The following is a 19467-nucleotide window of genomic DNA, read 5'->3' as shown; positions in this document are numbered from 1 at the left end:
CTTGAAGCCCCTTTTGTCACGATACGCCACGGAAAGGTGCCTGAGGTTCTCGAAGGCACCGTCAATCAAGGCTTCCTTCTTTTTTCGGCTCCATCCCTGAACCTGCTTTTCTCTGAAAAACGCCTCATCAATCCTTTGGTATTCTTCAATATAAAGCAGTTCAACGGGCAGTCTTTTTCTTGTGTGGTTCGATCCTTCGCCCGCTTGATGCTGGGCAAGTCGGAGTTCAATATTGTTTGTACTTCCAGTATAATAGCTCCCGTCTGAACATTTTAAAATGTACATAAAACCTTTATCCATCACTCAGCCTCTTCATCGTTATCATTTTCTGGCGTCCAGTCCACCATAAAGTCCCTTGTAGCCATGGTTTTGAAAGATGGCAAAATCAAGGTTGGATTCCACGCCTGCCTGCTGCGCCGCTTCCACCAGTTTTTTGTTGTGTTCCTTCATTTCATTGCGAAGAAACAGGCGTTTTTCATCCTCTTTAAGCCTTTGAAATGCCTCATCGTCCGCCAGCTCCTGCCGACGGGTCTGGATGGCAAAATAGGTTTGTCCGTTGGCTATGACTGGTTTGGAAGGGTCGCCATTTTGGACGATCAGGTAACAGGCATATCGGGAGAGTTGATAATCTTCAATTTCCCGCTGGCTACCTGATCCGAGTTTGACCATTTTTCCCACTTGGGAAAAATGGTTGGCAGATTCCTGTCCAGAATTCTTACAGGCAGAGATTGCTTTTAAAATAAAACGTTTAAATTTGTCCCAACTGGAGTAATCAAGTGCAGCTTGGAAATCCCTCGCATACCAGAATTCAGTGTTGCTATCTGTAAGCTGTTTGAGTTCCTCGAATGTCCGATGATGGCGTTTTTCAATATCTTTACCGCTCATTTACAATTCCTCCACAAAGACCATTTTCGTGACGTCGGAAAAATGGATGGATTAAATCTGTGCAGATTCGTGTCCATCCTTGGTTACCTTTGAATCTGTTGAAGCTTTTCCGCCATCATCTTGCGGACTTCCACCAGCTCTTTTTCCAGTGCATCAATTTCCTTCTGCACCGCATCGATGTCGATTTCCTCTTCCTCTTCAAAGGTGTCCACATAGCGGGGAATGTTGAGGTTGAAGTCGTTTTCCTTAATCTCGGCAAACTCGGCCACATGGGCATATTTTTCTTCTTCCGCCCGGGCGGCGTAGGTCTCCATGATCTTGCCGATGTGCGCATCCGAAAGGGTGTTCATGTTTTTCCCGGAAACAAACTCCCGGCTGGCATCGATAAAGAAAACGTTTTTGCAATCTTCACGGACTCCGCCTTTTTCACGGGAGCGGTCAAAGACCAGAATGGCCACCGGAATGTTGGTGGTGGGGAAGAGATTGCCCGGCAGGCCGATCACGGCATCCAGCAGGTTTTCCTCGATCATTTTCTGGCGGATACGCCCTTCGGCCGCACCCCGGAACAGAACGCCATGGGGAACCACCACGGCAACCCGGCCCTGCTTTTCAAGGGCGGTTTCCACCATGTGGCTGATAAAGGCCCAGTCACCTTTGCTCTTGGGCGGGACACCACGCCAGAAGCGGTTGTACTGATCACTCTCGGCATTTTCGGCACCCCATTTGTCCAGCGAGAACGGCGGATTGGCCACCACACAGTTGAACTTCATGAGCCGGTCATTTTCCACTAAGAGCGGGCTGTTCAGGGTGTCGCACCATTCGACACGGGCGCTGTCGAAGCTGTGCAGGAACATGTTCATGCGGCAGAGCGCCCATGTGCTGCCGTTGGACTCCTGTCCGAAAAGGGCAAAGTTGCGCATTGCCTGAGTGCTGTCCGCATTACGGGCCACCTCTTTGGCTGCCTGAATCAGAAGGCCGCCCGATCCGCAGGCCGGGTCACAGATGCGGTCGCCCGGTTTGGGGCCTGCCAGTCTGGCCACCAGCTCGGTCACCTTCAGCGGGGTAAAGAACTCTCCGGCCTTTTTTCCGGAATCGGAGGCGAAGCGTTCAATCAAATAGATGTAGGTATTGCCGATCACATCTTCGGACACGAGGCTGGGCTTCATGTTGAGCTGGGGCTTGTTAAAATCTTCCAGCAGGGTTTTCAGGCGTTTATTGCGATCCTTTGTCCGCCCGAGGTTGGCCTCGCTGTTAAAGTCGATATTGCGGAACACCCCTTCGAGTTTGCTTTTGTTGTTCTCTTCAATATGGTCGAGCACAATATTGATCAGCTCACCGATGTTGGCGGCGGACCGGCGATCATAGAGGCTGTAATAGGTGGCGGGAAATTCATCCAGAACCGTATCGATGCCGGTTTCCGTATTTTTTTCGGTGAGTTTTACCATGGGGAGAACAAAACGGTCGCGCTCCAGTTTCCGCTGGATACGAACCTCATCATCCCCATACTGTTTCCGGTATTCTTCGTAGTGGTCCTGCCACACATCGGAGATGTATTTCAGAAACAGCATCACAAGGATGTAGTCTTTGTACTGCGCCGGATCAACAACGCCCCGGAAGGTGTCACAGGCCGCCCATGCTGCGTTGTTGATGTCTTTCTGTTCTATTTTATTCATAATATTTCTCCTTGATTTAAACCACAGAATACACAGAATACACAGACATGGAATTGGTCACTTGACTATTCGCTCAATTGTGGCTTTTGGATAATGGCCAAAGTTGATGATAAATCCTAACTGCAATCCGGTTGCCTTCAGATAGTTGTGTAGCTGAGCGCGGTGTATCTCGCAAACTTCTTTGACTGCCTTGAGTTCAACTATAATTTTGTCAAAACAAATAAAATCTGGCTTGTAGATCTGTTGAAGTTTTTCATTTTTATAAAGCAATTCCAGTGCGGGTTGTGCAACAAAAGGGATATTCTGTTTACGGAGTTCTTTCTCCAGACATTCCTGATAAACCGCCTCCAGAAAACCACACCCCATTTCACGGTACACTTCAAAAGCAGCCCCTCGAATTAGGTAGCTCTCGTTCTTGAATAAAAAATCTTTCTGTGTATTCAGTGTGTTCTGTGGTTTCATTAATTTGGTCTTTCTGTGGGCGCTTTTGCTAACTGCATTAATAATCTTGAAATGTATTGTTCACGCTTTTCTGCCAGCCTGTGAAGCAGGGTTTGTTCCCTTGCCAGGAGACAGGCCAGCTCTACAATGTTTTTTTGTTTTTCCAGAGTTGGCAGTGCCACCTCCAGATCTTCAATGGCCTGCTTGCTGATCATTTTCTGAACCGTGCCCTTGGCCCTGCTGGTCAGAAAAATCTGCGCATCCCTCTGGCTGATGTACCAGTTCAGGTACTCGGGCAGCACCTTCTCCGGTCTGCTTATCCTTATCCTTAGTAGAGGAGCGGCAACAACGGCCTTCTCCGGATCTTCAAGAAGTATTGCTGAAGTGGTTACAAGACCACGAGACCTGAATATCAGATCCCCCCTCCGTGCGAGGTGATGCTCTTTCACGGCATCCATATTAATTTTTACCAGATCACCGCAGCCGACCGTGTTGTCATCCAGAAGATCCTTCATCTGAATAACGGCAACGGTACCGTTTTTCGAGGCTTCGAGACGGGATCTGAAGGAGTATCCCATCTGCACGCTTGCCAGTTTTTTTATTTTCATTCAGCGCCCCTCAATATGCTGTAATATTATTTCTGCAAATATACGAAGGCAAAAGGGGTTTGTCAACGGGTGTTTTGCAAGAATGCTGTTTCTGTATTTTTGCTGCTTTTATCATGATGTCGGGGTTGCCATGGGAGGCCAGGCGGGGGAAGTCTGGTTGCCCGTCTCATCCGTCACCCGAAGAAGCATTTTCTGAAGGATCAGGTTCTTGTTTTGAATTTTTACCTGAACGGGGAGGGGAAGAAAGAGCCGGTCTGCCATGGCTCACACGTCTTAAGCCATGGCAGAATCAGACTCCCAAAGTCTTCAGGATGGGGGTGTCATGCGGTAGGTGTAGGCAATCATCATCTGGTTGCGGTCTTCCATCTGAAGGGCCGCCTCCAGTCCGCCCACATCGAGGTTGGCGTTGATGGCTTCCTTGGTCATGCGGATGCCCATGGAATTTTTTTCCATCATGGTTTTGGCAAGGCCTTCGGCTGTCTCGATCATGGCATTGCGTTCCACCTTCCGGCTGGCAAAGCCCAGAGCCATGGCCGTGTCCGCATCCATCCAGTTGCCCGTGAGAAGATACTCATAGGCCCGGCCTGCGCCGATGAGCCGGGGCAGGAAATAGCTGGAGGACATGTCCGCACCGCCAAGGCCGATGTTGATGTAGGCTGCGGAGAATCTGGCATTGTCGGCTAGGATACGGATATCGGAAGCCATGGCAAGGGAAAAGCCGATGCCCGCTGCCGCACCGTGTACACAGGAGATGATGGGCTGGGGAATGCGGCGCATGGCAAGAAAGAGGCGGCTCATGCGGGCCTGGGCATTGTAGGCATCCACAGGACTCATGGCCATGATGGCCGGGGCATAGGTTTCCACGTCAAGGCCCGCGCAAAAGCCCCGTGAGGCTCCGCCGTCCAGAATGATGACACCCGTTTCATTGTCGTAGCGCCTTGCCTGGAGAAAGGCCTCCAATTCATCCACCATTTCCAGATCAAAGGCATTGTATTTGTCGGGCCGGTTCAGGGTGAGGTAGCCGATGCGGCCTGTCTGCTGGTACGTAAGTGTGTTCATTTCTGTATCCCTTTTCTGGCAGTTCTATAGAGTTGTTTTTTCGGGTTTATCATTCAATTACAGGGTCATCCGCTATGAGCGCCGTCTTCTGAAACGGGTAATGCCGTCCGCCAGCAGCATTTTGATGATGGACGCCCAGACGTTTTCATGGGGCCTTGGTTTCTGTCCTTTGGCGAGGTAGCCCATCTGCCGTTCATACCAGGTGATCTCCAGCATGGCGATGTTGTCCACAGCGGCTATCCCCGTGGATTTCGGTGTGACAGAGCTTTTGTATGCCATGCCTTTGTCGCCGGCAATGTGCAGGGGCAGGCTGGGGTCCAGCACCATGGGGCGGCCCAGCCCCACCATATCCGTATTGCCCGAGGCCAGTGCCGCCACCATGCCGGAAGCCGTGCGGAATCCTCCGGTGACCACAAGGGGGATAGTCGTCATCTGGCGCACCTTGCGGGCATATTCAAGAAAATAGCCCTCGCTGCCGCCGGGTACACCCGACATCATGACGGGTTTTTCATAACTGCCGCCGGAAATTTCCAGGAGATCCAGTCCTTCTGCGGCCAGAGCGGCCGCTACTTCGGCAGCCTCTTCCGGATGATACCCCTCCTTGCGAAAATCCCCGGAATTGAGTTTGACCCCAACGGGGAAATCCAGCCCCACTTCTTTACGGATGCCCCGGTACACCTCCATGAGAAATCGCATGCGGTTTTCAAGGCTCCCGCCCCAGGCATCCTTGCGCTGATTGTGCAGAGGAGAAAGGAACTGGGAGGCAAGATAACCGTGGGCTGCATGTATCTGCACGCCGGTAAATCCGGCCTTTTTCGCTATTCCTGCGGATCTGGCAAAGGCCGCGATGATCCCCATAATTTCTCCCTCCTCAAGGGCCTTGGGCCTGGCAAAAAAACGCTGAAGCCCCGGATGCAGGGGGATGGCCGAAGGGGCTACGGGTTTGGGCGAGAGGTTTTTGGGGCTTTGTTTTCCCGGATGATTCAGCTGTACCCATATTTCAGAGCCTTCTTTTTTACCGGCCTCTGCCCATGAGCTGAGCATGGGCAGATCGTCTTTCGTATCCATGACCACATTGCGGGGTTCTCCCAGAGCTTTTCTGTCCACCATGACGTTGCCGGTCACAAGGATTCCAGTACCGCCTTTACCCCATCCTTTATAGAGATTTACCAGTGCTTCGGTGGGGCGGTTGTCTTCGGTTCCGAGGATTTCACTCATGGCCGATTTGAAAAAGCGGTTTTTTACCACGCGACCGCAGGGCAGGGTGAGGGGTTGGAACAAAATATCCTGTGTACTTTCTGGCATATACTTCCTCCTTTATGAGAAGTGTTCCGTCTGTATACTGAGGGTGAGTGCTTCTTTTATCATGAGACGATGGCACAAAGCCTGCTCTTTAGGAAGGTGCAGGTTAAAAAAATATATGAATACGCTGATTGTCAATTTCTGGAAAATACCAGTTTTTTCCATTATGCATCACCACTTCACCCTTTTTTTTGTTTACCCATGGGCTTAAACTGTCATAGAGATCTTGGAGCGGATACCCTCCATGACCTTCTGGCAGATCAGGGTTTTCTGGCGGCCAGTCTGAATCGTCTTACCGGTATTCAGAATCAGGAATTTCTGCGTATGACCCTGCATGGGGGTAAGGTGAATAAAAAGTTTCTTGATATCTGCCGCAGGGTGGAGCAGGGGGGGGCTGTTGGCCCGATGAAATTTCGTTATACGAATTCTGCCGTTTTACGGAGGGATGAATACCGGGTCATTATAAGAATGAATGTTAAAACCCAAAGCCAGATATTTCCCATCATCTGGTAAGGTGTTTTCACATCTGGAACATGGAGGCTGGCCTGACGGAAGGTGGCCTGATCCATGGGAGTTTTTGTGCCGTCTTTAATCTCGCCTGTGGCAGCAATGTGGGCGCCCATACCCGTATTGGTGCCACGGATCATGGGACGCCGCTGTTCCACCGCCCTGAAAAGTGCCAGTCCAAGGTGAAGTTCTGCTGCTTTTTCATGCACAAACCAGCCGTCATTGGCAACGGTGACAAAGGCATCTGCCCCCAGGGCAACACCCGAACGGCTGATATCCGGAAAACCGCTTTCAAAGCAGATGAGGGGTTGTACTTGCAGGTTTCCTTGCAGAGAGAGCAGGGCCGGGCCGGGTCCACGATGGAATTCATAGGGTTTTCCAACAAGTTTTTTTAAAATGGGTAAGTGCTCTCCAAAGGGTGTGGCTTCTCCAAATGGAACCAGCCTTGTTTTACGATAAAATTCTTTGATCTGTCCGTTTTTCAGCAGGGCCATGCTGTTGTACATGGCAGTGAGTTCCCGCATGGGAACGGCCGTAAGCCTTTCCGATCCCTCAGGGTTTATCAGGGATTTCTGTTCTTTCAAACGATAATGATATTCTGTGCAGGTAAAGAGGATGGGGCTGCCGCTGGTCTTTTCTGTCCGGGCAAGGGCTTGCATATCCAGGTTGTCGCAGGCAGGAGTACCGGGGCCTTCCGGCCAGAGAATGAGATCCGGCGGTGTCAGATGCTGAGAAGATTTTTCTGTTAGCTGTATTAAAGCAGGATGATTGCTTTGCCGCAGATTTTTGTTCAAAAAATCTGTTTTGAATGGGATATTGGGCTGTATGGTACGGACCGTTATATGTGATTCAGATTGAGATATCTCCAGGGTTTTCAGCTGATGAAGGCGCAGGCTGCCGTAGCCCGGTACAAGGCAGAGCAGAAGAATAAAAAACGTGAAATTGCGTATCTTTTCTTTACATGGGGAAGGACTCAGGATTTCCGCCAGAAAGGCATTGGAGAGCAACATGAAAAAGAGAACGAAATGCATGCCGCCGATGTCTGCAATCTGGATGGCTCTGGTCCATGTATAAAGGCTTATGGCAGGACTGCCGGGGCAGAGTCCGGGCCAGATGGCAATGAAAAGGGTGAAAATACCTGCGGTGAAAAAGGGGCCTGCGGTTTTTCCATATCTGTTGGCAATGCCGCAGACAAGACCCGCAAGTCCGTAAGGAAGGCCCTGATACAAAACAAAGAGCAGGGTGGCAATGAGTGAGGCGGGTACGGACCAGCCCATGAGTTCACGGCAGCCGCTATACATCCAGAAGGTGGAGATCAGCCAGAAAAGGCTGCCGCCTGCCCATCCCAGAGCATATCCTTTTGCTGGCTGGCATCCCCTCAGTGCCAGAAAAAAAGGGATAAGGGCTGCAAGGGGAAGCCAGAACAAAGGTCCGGAAGGCAGGGATAAACCCAAAAGGCCCGCTGCCAGCAGCAGGGCAAGGCAATGGCGCAGATCACTTGTATGGTAAAGGGAATGGATTGGGAATCCATGGAAAAAACTCATGTTTCATACCTGTCCCACGATGGTGTCTTCTTTTGCTGTTTACAGGATCTTTTTATGGGATCTTCCTGAAAATACTGAAAAGATATTTTTAAACCATTATCACTGTGGCATCTGAAAATATTGCAAAAAAGATACCATGATACGAAATGGTTTATCCATATGCGCTTTACAATATATTTTTTAAATGGCAGGTTTGTTGGCATCCGACTGCTTTGTTGGTGCTAAGGATGGTGGCGTTTTCGTTTTTTTCTAAGACCATTGCCCGTATGGACAGGTAATAAATGGTCTGGTGTGTTTTTTTGCCGAGATGTTCTGACACCATGTATGGCTTTGAAATATTTTTTAAAAGGGCAGAATCAAACGTTCTGATGGTGGGGAAAGAAATCAGAAACATTTTAAGAGGCGTTTAACATCTGTCATATAAGCTTCGTTTTTTAACGAGGCATAAAACTCACCTTACAGAAATTTTGAAATAATCCCACAGATAACCGCAGTAAAACTCATGACTCCCCCCATCGGTGTGAATATAAGTTTTTACTTCAGCACCACTAACCTTTTTACCCGTGTTGTTATTATTGAAGTCAATCTGGCTGCATTTCACATTGCGACGCACATTGATAAAATCAAAGATCCCCTGGTGGGAATCAATATTGCTGCATTTGTAAATGATATAGTTGCCACTATCTCTTGCCTCATAGCGAATATTCCACTTCTGCCATCTGTTAAGTGCGTCTGACTCTATGTTATAGATAATGCAGCAACTAGCCATCTGCTGCAATTGTTGATTAGAGTACGGACAGCCTTCTTCAGGGCGCCAGCAATAATCTTTATATGGGGGACATTCCCCCCAGGCGCCACTGCATAACATCAGAGATATTAAAATAAATGTCATTTGACGCTTTTTAATCAGGCATTTGAATAAATTTTTCATATTTGCACAAGCTCCTCGTTGTATTGTTAAGTTTACTAACACCAACACCGTCGAAACTGCGTCCCCGCAAATAGCTGCTGTAGTCGGCATATGGCAAGGATGACCAGAATAAATAAGCAAAAAAAACCTGATTACCGGTATCCTCCTGAAACCGGGAAGCTGTTACCTGTAAGTGTCTGCAGCAAATAAAAGATCCGTATTTCCAACAATAATTGAAGATTTTTTCTAAAAAACCCCTTTTAATGAACATATTATTTCATCATGACCCTTTGTTAAAATATTTCTTTAATAATCCCTTTTGCCATAAAAATCTTTTGATTCTGAAATTAAAAAACAGCATTATGATAGATGCAGACTTACATAAAAACTTTTTTTGCAAAGATCATACCAGGGTATCTATGTCTGTCCTTGCGGGCAGTAAGCATACTAAATATTGAAAAGGCAACCTTTTTGCCGCCAGTTTTGTTGGTATATGGCAATTATGTTGCCAGTATGGATGCCATTTTGAAAGCTGTTACAGCTTCTTCACAATATGGATACGCTATTGTTTCTCTGGTATCCGTTTTGCAATAAAATATTTTTACCAGATAACACTGTCCATAGAAATGTTCCGTGAAGGATCAGGAAATAATTTAATGGATGAAACTACTTAAGAAAGGAAGAGGCGATGAAAGAAAAAATATTTCAGAGGCAGATGCTTCCCCAGAAAAATCTGGTGCTTGTTCTCGGAATGGTAATATTTTTTTGTGTAGCCGGAACCGTTCAGGCGGCACAGCAGCCCCAGCCGCCTCCCCGGTTTCAGGAGGTAGAAGGAAGCGGTGGCTCCATTGTCCGGGACAATAACACAGGGCTTGAATGGCAGCGTTGCCCCCATGGTCAGAGCTGGACAGGTGCAAGCTGTAGCGGAACGACCTGGACGGGAAACTGGCAGGATGCAACACGGGTGACAGCTTCGGCTGGATTCCGGTTGCCGACCATTGATGAGATGAGAACTCTGGCACCCTATGACCAGGGGGTCTTTCCAGGTTCTGGCTGGTTTTGGTCTTCCTCGCCTGTTGGGAAGTATGATGCGAGGGTTCTCTCTTTTGACAGCGGCCGTTCTGATATTCTCGGTAAGCTTGGCAACTACCGGGCGCGCCTCGTGCGTGGCGGATAGTGATTCTGGCTTTTGGCCAGCAAGTGCTGATTTTCCATGAAGTCACAAGGGAAAAGGGGGGGTGTCAATAAAAGAAAGGTTTTACGGTTTTTATATGGACACTGACAGACAGACTGACTGACACCCGGCAGCTTTGTTGGTGCTAAAGTTGATGGCGTTTTTATGCTTTCCCAGGGTCAGAAGACCCGCTGCCAGCAGCAGGACGATGCTTATCGGATAAAAAGGAGGCCGTAATGGCGAAAAAGATCATCTGGGATAATTCTGTAAGGGTTTTGGCTTGTCTGATTCTGTGGGCCATTTTTCTGTTCCCGGCCATTGTCCGGGCAGACAGTCACAGGCTGATTGTGGAACTGGAAGATGCTCCCCTTGCCCGGTGGGGCAGCCAAAATCCCGGTGTGATGTCCAAGGGCCGCCTGAATTTTCAGCAGGCAGAAACCCGGAGTTATCTTTCTGCCATAAATGCCCGGCAGGATAAGGTTCTCACCAGTATGAGAACGGCTGTATCCGGCGTGAGGATGGCCACTTTCCGGGATGAGGAAAACCGTATGCGGGAGCACAGGTACAGTGTTCTTTTTAACGGTTTTACCATCGAAACCAATGGGGAAGATATCAATACTGTCAGGGAAAGGCTGAAAAAAGTACCGGGTGTGAAAGCCGTACATCCGGTAAAATCCTACAGCCCTTCCATGTATAAAAGTCTGGATCTTATTAATGCCCCTGCCCTTTGGCAAGATCCCGTCATCGGTGGCAGGTTGAAGGCTGGTAAGGGTATCCGGGTTGCCAGTATGGATACCGGTGTTCACAGGGATGCTCCCATGTTTGATCCGGCAGGTTTTTCCTACCCTGCGGATTACCCCGACGGCGGGCTGGGCTTAAAGGCCAACAACAATGGGAAAATCATTGCTTCAAGGGTTTATTACCGGCCCGGAGATCCTCCTGCTGCCGGGGATCTGGATCCATGGCCCGGATCTGAGGGGGGGTCCCATGGAGTGCATACGGCAGGAACGGCTGTGGGGAATGTTGTTCAGGCAGATTTTTTTGGCAGCACCTTTGAAATCAGCGGGGTGGCCCCTGCGGCCTGGGTTATGAGCTATAAGGTATTCTATCAGAGCATGGAGGGTCTCAGTACCTTTGAGACTCCCGAAGGCATTGCCGCACTGGAGGATATGGTGAGGGACGGAGCGGATGTGGTGAACTGTTCCTGGGGCGAAGGGCCTTTCAGCACGGGTGGTGAATATGATCCTATGGATACGGCTTTACTCAACGCCTGGCGGGCGGGCCTTTTTGTAGTCATGGCCGCAGGGAACAGCGGGCCATATAAAGGAACCACGGATTATCCTTCGGAAGAATATATCAGTGTTGCGGCCAGTACCACCGGTGGCAGTATTGTCGTTGGAACCATTGCCATAGCCGGGCCCTTACCTGTTCCGGAAGAAGACCTGAAGCTGGAGGCTGGCATTTCAGATTATGGTAATGTTCCTTCTCTGGGTTCCAGAAGCAGATATTTTTTCAAGACAGCAGCAAGTGTGGCACCGGATAATGTGACAGCCTGCGAACCCTTTGAAGGAAAGCCCTTTGAGGGGCTGGCCACCGTGGTAAAAAGGGGAGGGTGCAATTTTGATGATAAAGTTCTGAATGCTCACAGGGCTGGTGCTGATTTTGTGGTTATCTATAATAATAATGGCGAAAATATCTTTAATCTTTCCTGCTATATGGAAAACTGTGATGAAATAGGCACCTTTGCTGTTTTTACGGGTGAGTCCCATGGAAAGACCCTTGAAAGCTGGTATGATCGTCATAAAGAGAACTCTGAACTGGTTTTTGATTTTACACCCTATCAGCTGGGTAACAGTCCCGATGAAGTTGCCAAATTCAGCAGCCGAGGACCCGGGGTAGGGTATACGCTGAAACCGGATATTATGGCTCCTGGTGTGAATATTCTTTCTCAGGGATATGGTCCCCTTGCAGAGGGTGAAGAAAGACACTTAAGTTTTGGTCAGATTTCCGGGACATCCATGGCTGCCCCCCATATAGCCGGAGCTGCGGCTCTTTTAAAACAGCGTTACCCCCTATGGTCCAATGGAGATATTAAATCGGCTCTGATGTCCACGGCAAAGTTTATGGATATCTATACCCACGACGGTAAACCTGCCCAGCCCCTGGATATGGGAGCTGGAAGGGTGAATCTGGCAAAGGCCGTGGATCCCGGAGTTATTCTCACGCCCCCGTCCCTTGGTTTCGGGATTGTTGAAAAGACAGGGGAAAAAACACGATCCCTTTCTCTGCGTAGTATTTTACCAGAAGAAAAAACCTATCATGTCAGTACCATTTATACGGGTGACGGCTTTGATGCCGTCCGTCCCTTAGATGGTTTTCATGTGGAGCCTTTATCCGTGACTTTGCCAGCCTTTGGCACGGCCGCCATCAATGTGCGCTTTGATGGGCAGGGCGCAGCCGGTGATCATCAGGGATATGTTCTGCTGGAAAGTGACACGCACCGGGTTCATTTTCCCGTATGGGCAAGGGTTCAGGAAGCCCGTGGCAGCGGTAAAAAAATACTTCTTCTGGATATGGACGGCAGCTCCTTTGATGAAAACCTTGAAGATTACAGAAGATATTATATCAATGCCCTGAATTCCCTTGAGAAAACCTATGATGTACTGGATGTGAATCCGGATGCAGAAGGTTTGCAGCTTCCGGAAGCAGCTGTTCTTGCAGCCTATGAAGCGGTCCTCCTTTTTTCCGGGGACAGCCGTGAAGAAACCCTTGTGCGCGGTGATCTGGATCGCCTTATGGAATATGTCAATGGCGGTGGTCTGGTGATTGCCATGGGCCAGAATATGTTTTCCTCTGTTCTGAGTGCTTCGTCCTCCTTTTACACAAGGTTTCAGGTGGAGGTGATTTCCGATAGCCTTACGGAGGGCCATCTGCCGGAACTTCCTGTGATTGCTTCTGAAGATGTCCCCCCTGCATTCAGGGGCATTTTTCTGGATCTTCGCGAAGGCGGAGACGGGGCTGCCAATCAGAGAAATATGGATGCGTTCAGTGAAGGTATTGTACGTTACCCCGGCAGAACTGCCGCAGGGAATGGTTATCTGGTGCAGGTTGCAAAGGATCTTCTTACCCTTGAAAAGCCCGCCCTTATTCATCCGGGGATAATGGTGGCTTCTTCCATGGGGCTGGAGGGGATTAATAATGATACCGGTGCTATGTCAAGGGAGTTTTTTCTCCGTGGAATATTCAGCTGGGCCCTTGATCAATCGGATATTACCATCAGGGATATTTCAGGCGACTATGAAAATCATATGGAAATGAGCCGTTTTGATCTGGCGTACTCTTCGGATACGGAGGGCGTTGAGCCCGTATCCGTCCGTTGGGATATGGGAGACGGAAAAGAGTATCAGGGACCTTACGGGTCACCCATGATTGGTTATGTCTATGAAAAGTGCGGCCCCTATACCCTGCGTGCGGAGGTTGTGGACAGTTTGGGTAATCATACCATCGGAAGTCTGGATGTAAATATTACCCGTTGTCTTGATAAGGAAGAAAAACCCGCCCCCGGATCCTCTTCAGGTTCTTCATCGGGTTGCTTTATTCGTGAGCTGGTAGCGGGTTTTTGACGTTTTTGCAGAGTAGACATGCTTATTCCCTCTCTCTTTCAGTCACAGAAACCTTTGCCCGGCGGACAGAGGAAGATGGGAAACCTGCTGAATAATTACAGTCCGCTTACTGAAGCAATATCTTTCGCCTAAAGGCCCTACCGGTGCATATTCTCGTGCTTTTTCTGGCTGGTCTGGTATTTCTGGGTGCAGACTATCCTGATTTTTAGTCTGCGGGATGCTCTTAAAAAAAATGGTTCCGCTATGGCAGAGAGCATGGGGGAGGGGGAGCAGCATGAAGCACTTGTATGAAAGCCGGGAGGATGGCAGGGCAGGAATGGGAGAGCCGGGGTGGGCGCTCTCTTTTTTCCTTGGGCTGATCCATGTGTCCCTTATTTTTGACGGCATTATTTTTTTGCCCAACATGATAGGCAAGGCCACGGGAACACCTGCGGATCAGGTAGCCTTTGTCACCTTCGCCACCCTGCTGGTGGCCGCCTTTGGTACCTTTCTTCAGGCCTTCAGTCCGAAAAATCTGGGCAGCGGTCATGTGCTTTTCATGGGTTCCTACTCCGCCTTTCTCGCCTGCACCCTCATGGCCGTGGACATGGGGGGCCTGCCGCTCCTTGCCACCATGACCCTTCTGTCTGCACCTGTGGTGTTTCTTTATTCTTATTTTCTGCGTTTTCTGCGTCACATCGTCACTCCGGCTGTCGGGGGGGTGCTGATCATCCTCGTGGCCTTAAGCCTCATGCCCATTGCCATTGAACTCTGGCAGGGGGGCGATTCTTCCCAGCCCCATTTCGGTTCTTCCCAGAACTACCTTGTGGGGCTTGTGACCATGGGCGTTCTTGTGATTTTTATGCTTTTCGGCAGTCACAGGCTTCGTCTCTGGACGCCGCTTCTGGGCATTGGGGCAGGTTGTCTTGCGGCCTCTTTTCTGGGACTTCTCACTTTAGAGCATGTTCGCCATGCGCCCTGGTTCGGACTGCCTGAGGCCCGGTGGCCGGGTCTGGCACTGGATTTTCAGATGGCCTGGCTACCCCTCGCAGGCGCTTTTTTTATTGCGGCACTGGTCAGCGCCATGGAGGGAACGGGCAATATCATGCTCTTGCAGCAGATTTCCGTAAAAGGCTTCAGAAAGGTGGATTATACCTGTATTCAGAACGGGCTGTATGCCGACGGACTGGCCAAGGGGCTCTCCGGCCTTGCCGGAGGCGCACCCGTGGCCACCTTCTGCGACAATATTCCGCTTCTTAAAATGACCCGTGTAACTTCAGCACGGGTGGGCCTCATGGGGGCGTTGATTCTCTTTGTGCTGGCCTTCATGCCCAAGGTGTCCGGCTTTCTTCTGGATGCTCCTTCCGCCGTGATCGGTGGTATGCTTGTACCCATCTGCGCCATGCTGTTTTATGCGGGGTTCGGGTTAGTTATGCGCTCGGGTCTTTCCTTTCAGATGGGTCTCATTCTGGGGATTTCCCTCTGTGCCGGACTGATGGCGGAAACACGGAATTTCTTTCCCTCCATCATGCCCGTGGATCTTTCGCCCATTCTTCAGAACGGGGTGGCCATGGGCGGGTTTGTTGCCATTTTTTTCAGCACCCTGCTGTATCTTTTTCCCAGACCGGGTATGGCCCTGCACCTGACACCTGCGCCTGCTGCCATGCCAACGCTTTTAGAAGGGCTTGAGAAGCTGAAGGGCCGTTTCCGGATGGGAGATGAGGTCTTTTTACGCCTGCGGCTCTGCTGTGAAGAGACCTTTTCCCACCTCATCGAATATGCTGGAGAATCGGATAGAAAGTGTCTTTTTTCTGTCCGGCTCTGGGAAGAAGGTGTGTTTGTGGAGGTGATTATCGGTGAAACCGTGGATGAGGTTGATCAGGGGATGCGGCCTTTCACGGGCATCAATGCCACGGAGGCGGAGCTGGATCGGATCGGTCTTCTGATCCTTTCCAGAATGGCAAAGGATGTGCAGCATATCCACATCTCCGGATATACCTATATTTCCTTTGTGATCGAGCTTTCCTGAACGCTTGTTGCAGAACTTTGTACACAGACCTCATGTCTTTTTTGTGTCTGCATGCTTTCTTTCCATTATAATGTTCTTTATGTGACAAACGATAACTTTATGGGCACATGGCAATTGTTTTGGCGGTTGGCTGGATTTTTTTGAAACTTTTTTCCGGTAAAGGGGTATTTTTTATTCTGGCATAGCGGTTGCAATTATTCATGCCAGTGTTGCTGGACGAGGGGGGCACTGGTCATTATGGGGCGCACCTTTTGTATGATCAATAATTCTTTTTTCACTTAAAGGCGCTGCCTGTGAATATTCTCGTGCTTCTTCTGGCTGGTCTGGCATTTCTGGGTGCAGGCTATCTGTTTTACGGCAGGATGATTGCCCGTATTTTCGATGAGAATGACGAAAATCCAACTCCGGCAATGGCCATGGAGGATGGAAGGGATTATGTTCCGACCCGGACGGGCATTGCATTCTCCCACCACTTTGCCTCCATTGCCGGTGCCGGACCCATTGTTGGTCCCACGGTGGCCATGCTGTTTGGTGTCATTCCTGTCTGGCTCTGGCTTCTTCTGGGAACGATTTTTTTTGGAGCCGTCCATGATTACACCTGCCTTTTCACCAGTCTCCGTGAAAAGGGGCGTTCCATGGCCGAGGTTTCCCGTTCGACCTTGGGAAGGGCCGGGTTTTTTCTTTTCATTGCCTTTACAACGGTGATGATCCTTCTTGTCACATCGGCATTTCTGGGCCTTAGTGCAACGGCGCTGACCTCTCTCGTGCCTCTGGCGGAGATGAAGATCAGCGGCTCCGGTTTTCTTCAGACCATTGTGGGTGCCGATGGCATCGAGAGGGCTAAAATTGGTGGGATTGCATCCACATCGGTGATTATTCTGACAATATTTGCCCCCCTCATTGGCTGGATGCTTTATCGCAGAAATGTCCGTTCTGCCATTGTCACACCCGTGGCGATTATCATTGTGAGTATGTCCGTTGTCTTCGGCATTTTTTTTCCCGTATCCGTTGGCATGCATACCTGGATGATCATTCTCACGGTGTATGTGGTGATCGCCTGCGGTGCCCCGGTCTGGACCCTTCTGCAGCCCCGTGATTTCATGAACTCCTTTATTCTCTATGCGGGTATTTTTTTGTTGCTGGCGGGTATTGTTGTGGCCGGTCTCAAGGGTGTAACAACGCAGGCTCCTGCCTTGAATGTGGCGCAGGGGAACATGAAACTGGGGATGATCTGGCCCTTTCTTTTCATTACCGTTGCCTGTGGTGCCATCTCCGGCTTTCATTCGCTGGTGGCCGGAGGCACCGTCTCCAAGCAGATCCGCCTTGAATCCGATGCCCGGAAGACAGGATACGGTGGAATGGTTTTAGAGGGCGTTTTTGCGATGGTTGTTTTGCTGACCCTTGCTGCCGGTCTCTCCTTTGATTCTTATATGCAGATTGTCTGGCCGGAATCAGGACCGTCCAACCCCATCCTTGCCTTTGCCCTGAGCATGGGCTCCCTTCTCCATATGTCTTTTGGATTGCCGGTGGCTTTCGGGACCATTTTCGGAATTCTCATGGTTGAAGGTTTTGTGGTGACCACCCTGGATACGGCCGTTCGACTCAACCGCTATCTCTTTGAAGAGCTGTGGTCGGTGCTGTTCAAAAAAGTCCCCGCCATTCTCCGGTCCTACATTTTCAATGCAGCACTATCCGCAGGCCTGATGCTCTGGCTGAGCTGGACCAATACCTTTACACTGATCTGGCCAGTATTCGGAGCCGCAAACCAGCTCCTTGCAGCCCTCGGGCTGATTGTGGTCTCCGTCTGGCTGGCCAAATGGAAAAAGCCGACACTCTTTACCCTGATTCCTGCCATCCTGATGCTGGCCACTACGGTCTGGGCTTTGTGGGTGATGCTTTTTGACAAATATATTCCAGCGGGAAAGATGCCTCTTATTGTTACGGCTATCCTGCTGATGGTGCTTGCACTGGCTGTCATGGCCGTTGCGTTTACGGAGATGAGAAGAATCTTCCGTTCTTCCCATCCTTGAAATGTTTGATTTCCTTAAAAAAGGAGGAATGTATCCATGAAGGGATTGTTGCAGGGCATGTCCTTTTTTATCACCGCAGCGGTTTTGATGACGGGCTGCATGGGAAGCAGGGAAGCCGTCGGTACAAAGGCATTGCAGGATACGGCAAAGACAGGCCGGGGAGAAATTTTCAGCAGCAGGGCCGGTGTGCCGTACAAGGCCGTCATTGCCCACAGGGGAGCTTCGTACTACGCCCCGGAATCAACGGAGCAGGCTTATATTCTTGCCCGGCAGATGGGGGCCGAATATCTGGAGATTGATCTCCAGAGAACCAGAGACGGCGTTCTGATTGCTTCCCATTGCAATGATCTTTCCCAGAAATCCAATATTCTGGATGTCTTTCCCGGCAGGGCCAAAAACCGGATGAGCGATTTTACCCTTGCAGAGCTGAAGAGCCTTGACGCTGGCTCCTGGTTTAATGACAGGTTTCCCGGCAGAGCCAGAAGCTCCTTTGTGAACGCAAAAATTTCCACACTGGAGGAAGTCATCAACATCGCAGAGGGAAAGCTTGCCAATGGCCAGCCGGACCCCAACGACAATGGCAACAGGCCCGGACTTTACATCGAAACAAAGGTGGCCACTTTTTTTCCCGGTATAGAAAAGGATCTTTACGAACTTCTTAAAAAAAGAGGCTGGCTTGCCACCTCTGTAAAAAAGGCCCCCGCCGGATTTGATCCTGCGAAAAATGTTGGCGTGCAGTTCACCACTGGCAGAACCATCCTTCAGACCTTTGAGCCGGAAAGCCTGCCGCTGCTCAATAAATACATGCCGGAAACGCCTAAATGTTTTTTGCTCTGGCTGTACACAAAACAGGAAGCCATGGACTGGGGAAGTGAGAAGGTGGATCAGTTTGCCCCTGATGCCAATCTTGCCAAAACCTATGGCCCTTTGAGAAAGGATGAACCCCTGAATCAGGCAGAAGGGGAGACCTATGCGCAGTTCAGTGCAAAATGGGAAATCCTTTCCGAAGAAAACTACAGGATGTGGCTGAAATGGGCAAAGGATAACGGTGCTTTGGCCGTTGGCCCCGGAACCCGGCTGGCCGGATACAATGATCCGGAAAAGGGGGATCAGAGCTACATGGACCTCATCGATCCATGGTTTAATGAGACTGCCCATGACATGGGTATGCTGGTCCATGCCTATACCCTTGATGAAACCGTGGATATGGCCAGAGCCAATGCAAGCGGAGTGGATGGTATGTTTACCAACAGGCCCGATGTGCTTCTCCGGTTCTATGGAAAAACCCTCCATGCAGGGCTGGAAGAGATTTTCACTGCCTATGGCTGGTAAGGAGAAAGGAAACTGTCTGGCATTGTCAATGACCCATCCCTGAAGGAAGGGGCTTGTAAAATCAAGCCCGATTGACCAGAAAAAGGGCACCCAGTCCGCTGCCTTTGTAGCAGGTCCTTAAGATTCATTCGGGGGGGGCTTTTTTTGCTCTGGACCTTGAAAAATCATGAGGAACCTGCGACGCAGGAGGGGCTTTGTCTGAATCTGCATGGTTTAAAACGATTGTTTTTGAAAAAGGGGCGGCCCCGGTCGCAGGAAATCCATATGGTATATATCCGTAAAATGTTTATCTGGTCCGCTCTGATCTTCGTATCCGCTGTTTTGGCAGTGGTTTTGCAATGGGCTTCGCTTCCGGCGGCAACCCTGCTCGG

The 19467-nt window shown here is 50.0% G+C and carries 15 protein-coding genes; 5 read left to right on the top strand and 10 right to left on the bottom strand.

Annotation, left to right across the window (positions count from 1 at the left end; genetic code table 11):
• The 10 genes from LZ24_RS15740 to LZ24_RS15700 all read right to left on the bottom strand — a co-directional run.
• A partial coding sequence (locus LZ24_RS15740; protein ID WP_222427675.1) for a GIY-YIG nuclease family protein occupies nt 1-300 on the bottom strand: 300 nt, incomplete at its 3' end.
• A gap of 21 nt (nt 301-321) precedes the next feature.
• Nucleotides 322-885 carry a DNA damage-inducible protein D gene (gene dinD / locus LZ24_RS15735; RefSeq protein WP_246118620.1) on the bottom strand — a complete coding sequence of 188 codons (564 nt, stop codon included), beginning with the start codon at nt 883-885 and terminating at the stop codon, nt 322-324.
• Nucleotides 886-968: 83 nt separating this feature from the next.
• On the bottom strand, nt 969-2558 hold the full coding sequence (locus tag LZ24_RS15730; protein WP_246118619.1) for a type I restriction-modification system subunit M: 1590 nt from the start codon (nt 2556-2558) through the stop codon (nt 969-971).
• Between the two features lie 57 nt (nt 2559-2615).
• Nucleotides 2616-3020: a GxxExxY protein gene (locus tag LZ24_RS15725; protein ID WP_144686675.1), complete on the bottom strand. Its 405-nt coding sequence runs from the start codon at nt 3018-3020 to the stop codon at nt 2616-2618.
• Nucleotides 3020-3607: a restriction endonuclease subunit S gene (locus LZ24_RS15720; protein WP_144686674.1), complete on the bottom strand. Its 588-nt coding sequence runs from the start codon at nt 3605-3607 to the stop codon at nt 3020-3022. Before LZ24_RS15720 ends, LZ24_RS15725 begins: the two co-directional genes overlap by 1 nt.
• A gap of 111 nt (nt 3608-3718) precedes the next feature.
• Nucleotides 3719-3868 carry a hypothetical protein gene (locus tag LZ24_RS17380; protein ID WP_186443206.1) on the bottom strand — a complete coding sequence of 50 codons (150 nt, stop codon included), beginning with the start codon at nt 3866-3868 and terminating at the stop codon, nt 3719-3721.
• A gap of 45 nt (nt 3869-3913) precedes the next feature.
• Nucleotides 3914-4666 (bottom strand): enoyl-CoA hydratase/isomerase family protein, encoded by a 753-nt coding sequence (locus LZ24_RS15715; protein ID WP_144686673.1) that lies wholly within the window; start codon nt 4664-4666, stop codon nt 3914-3916.
• Between the two features lie 72 nt (nt 4667-4738).
• Nucleotides 4739-5971 carry an NADH:flavin oxidoreductase/NADH oxidase family protein gene (locus LZ24_RS15710; RefSeq protein ID WP_144686672.1) on the bottom strand — a complete coding sequence of 411 codons (1233 nt, stop codon included), beginning with the start codon at nt 5969-5971 and terminating at the stop codon, nt 4739-4741.
• A gap of 413 nt (nt 5972-6384) precedes the next feature.
• On the bottom strand, nt 6385-8019 hold the full coding sequence (gene lnt, locus LZ24_RS15705; protein WP_144686671.1) for an apolipoprotein N-acyltransferase: 1635 nt from the start codon (nt 8017-8019) through the stop codon (nt 6385-6387).
• A 451-nt stretch (nt 8020-8470) separates the two neighbouring features.
• The gene (locus LZ24_RS15700) at nt 8471-8950 is read right to left on the bottom strand and encodes a hypothetical protein (RefSeq protein ID WP_144686670.1); all 480 of its coding nucleotides are present in this window, start codon (nt 8948-8950) and stop codon (nt 8471-8473) included.
• 667 nt (nt 8951-9617) lie between these two features.
• On the opposite strand from LZ24_RS15700, the gene LZ24_RS15695 reads away from it, so the two are divergent.
• The 5 genes from LZ24_RS15695 (at nt 9618) to LZ24_RS15675 (ending at nt 19096) form a co-directional block, all read left to right on the top strand.
• Nucleotides 9618-10106 (top strand): Lcl C-terminal domain-containing protein, encoded by a 489-nt coding sequence (locus LZ24_RS15695; protein WP_144686669.1) that lies wholly within the window; start codon nt 9618-9620, stop codon nt 10104-10106.
• A 233-nt stretch (nt 10107-10339) separates the two neighbouring features.
• Nucleotides 10340-13726, top strand: a complete 3387-nt coding sequence (locus LZ24_RS15690) for a S8 family serine peptidase (RefSeq protein WP_144686668.1) — start codon at nt 10340-10342, stop codon at nt 13724-13726.
• 274 nt (nt 13727-14000) lie between these two features.
• On the top strand, nt 14001-15734 hold the full coding sequence (locus LZ24_RS15685; RefSeq protein ID WP_186443205.1) for a uracil-xanthine permease family protein: 1734 nt from the start codon (nt 14001-14003) through the stop codon (nt 15732-15734).
• A gap of 293 nt (nt 15735-16027) precedes the next feature.
• A complete protein-coding gene (locus tag LZ24_RS15680) occupies nt 16028-17764 on the top strand; it encodes a carbon starvation CstA family protein (protein ID WP_222427674.1) in 1737 nt (578 codons plus the stop codon).
• Between the two features lie 36 nt (nt 17765-17800).
• Complete coding sequence (locus tag LZ24_RS15675; RefSeq protein ID WP_222427673.1) at nt 17801-19096, top strand: glycerophosphodiester phosphodiesterase family protein; 1296 nt, start codon at nt 17801-17803, stop codon at nt 19094-19096.
• The last annotated feature ends 371 nt before the right edge of the window (nt 19097-19467 follow it).

The organism is Desulfobotulus alkaliphilus (assembly GCF_007830435.1).
Taxonomy (GTDB): Bacteria; Desulfobacterota; Desulfobacteria; order Desulfobacterales; family ASO4-4; genus Desulfobotulus; species Desulfobotulus alkaliphilus.
Note: the sequence above shows the minus strand (reverse complement) of the source record. Positions and strands in the feature narration are given on the sequence as shown.

What these genes read in the sequence shown, in the direction of transcription:
- dinD (WP_246118620.1), bottom strand. Translation starts at nt 885, where the DNA reads ATGAGCGGTAAAGATATTGAAAAACGCCATCATCGGACATTCGAGGAA.
- LZ24_RS15730 (WP_246118619.1), bottom strand. Translation starts at nt 2,558, where the DNA reads ATGAATAAAATAGAACAGAAAGACATCAACAACGCAGCATGGGCGGCC.
- LZ24_RS15725 (WP_144686675.1), bottom strand. Translation starts at nt 3,020, where the DNA reads ATGAAACCACAGAACACACTGAATACACAGAAAGATTTTTTATTCAAG.
- LZ24_RS15720 (WP_144686674.1), bottom strand. Translation starts at nt 3,607, where the DNA reads ATGAAAATAAAAAAACTGGCAAGCGTGCAGATGGGATACTCCTTCAGA.
- LZ24_RS17380 (WP_186443206.1), bottom strand. Translation starts at nt 3,868, where the DNA reads ATGGCAGACCGGCTCTTTCTTCCCCTCCCCGTTCAGGTAAAAATTCAA.
- LZ24_RS15715 (WP_144686673.1), bottom strand. Translation starts at nt 4,666, where the DNA reads ATGAACACACTTACGTACCAGCAGACAGGCCGCATCGGCTACCTCACC.
- LZ24_RS15710 (WP_144686672.1), bottom strand. Translation starts at nt 5,971, where the DNA reads ATGCCAGAAAGTACACAGGATATTTTGTTCCAACCCCTCACCCTGCCC.
- lnt (WP_144686671.1), bottom strand. Translation starts at nt 8,019, where the DNA reads ATGAGTTTTTTCCATGGATTCCCAATCCATTCCCTTTACCATACAAGT.
- LZ24_RS15700 (WP_144686670.1), bottom strand. Translation starts at nt 8,950, where the DNA reads ATGAAAAATTTATTCAAATGCCTGATTAAAAAGCGTCAAATGACATTT.
- LZ24_RS15695 (WP_144686669.1), top strand. Translation starts at nt 9,618, where the DNA reads ATGAAAGAAAAAATATTTCAGAGGCAGATGCTTCCCCAGAAAAATCTG.
- LZ24_RS15690 (WP_144686668.1), top strand. Translation starts at nt 10,340, where the DNA reads ATGGCGAAAAAGATCATCTGGGATAATTCTGTAAGGGTTTTGGCTTGT.
- LZ24_RS15685 (WP_186443205.1), top strand. Translation starts at nt 14,001, where the DNA reads ATGAAGCACTTGTATGAAAGCCGGGAGGATGGCAGGGCAGGAATGGGA.
- LZ24_RS15675 (WP_222427673.1), top strand. Translation starts at nt 17,801, where the DNA reads ATGAAGGGATTGTTGCAGGGCATGTCCTTTTTTATCACCGCAGCGGTT.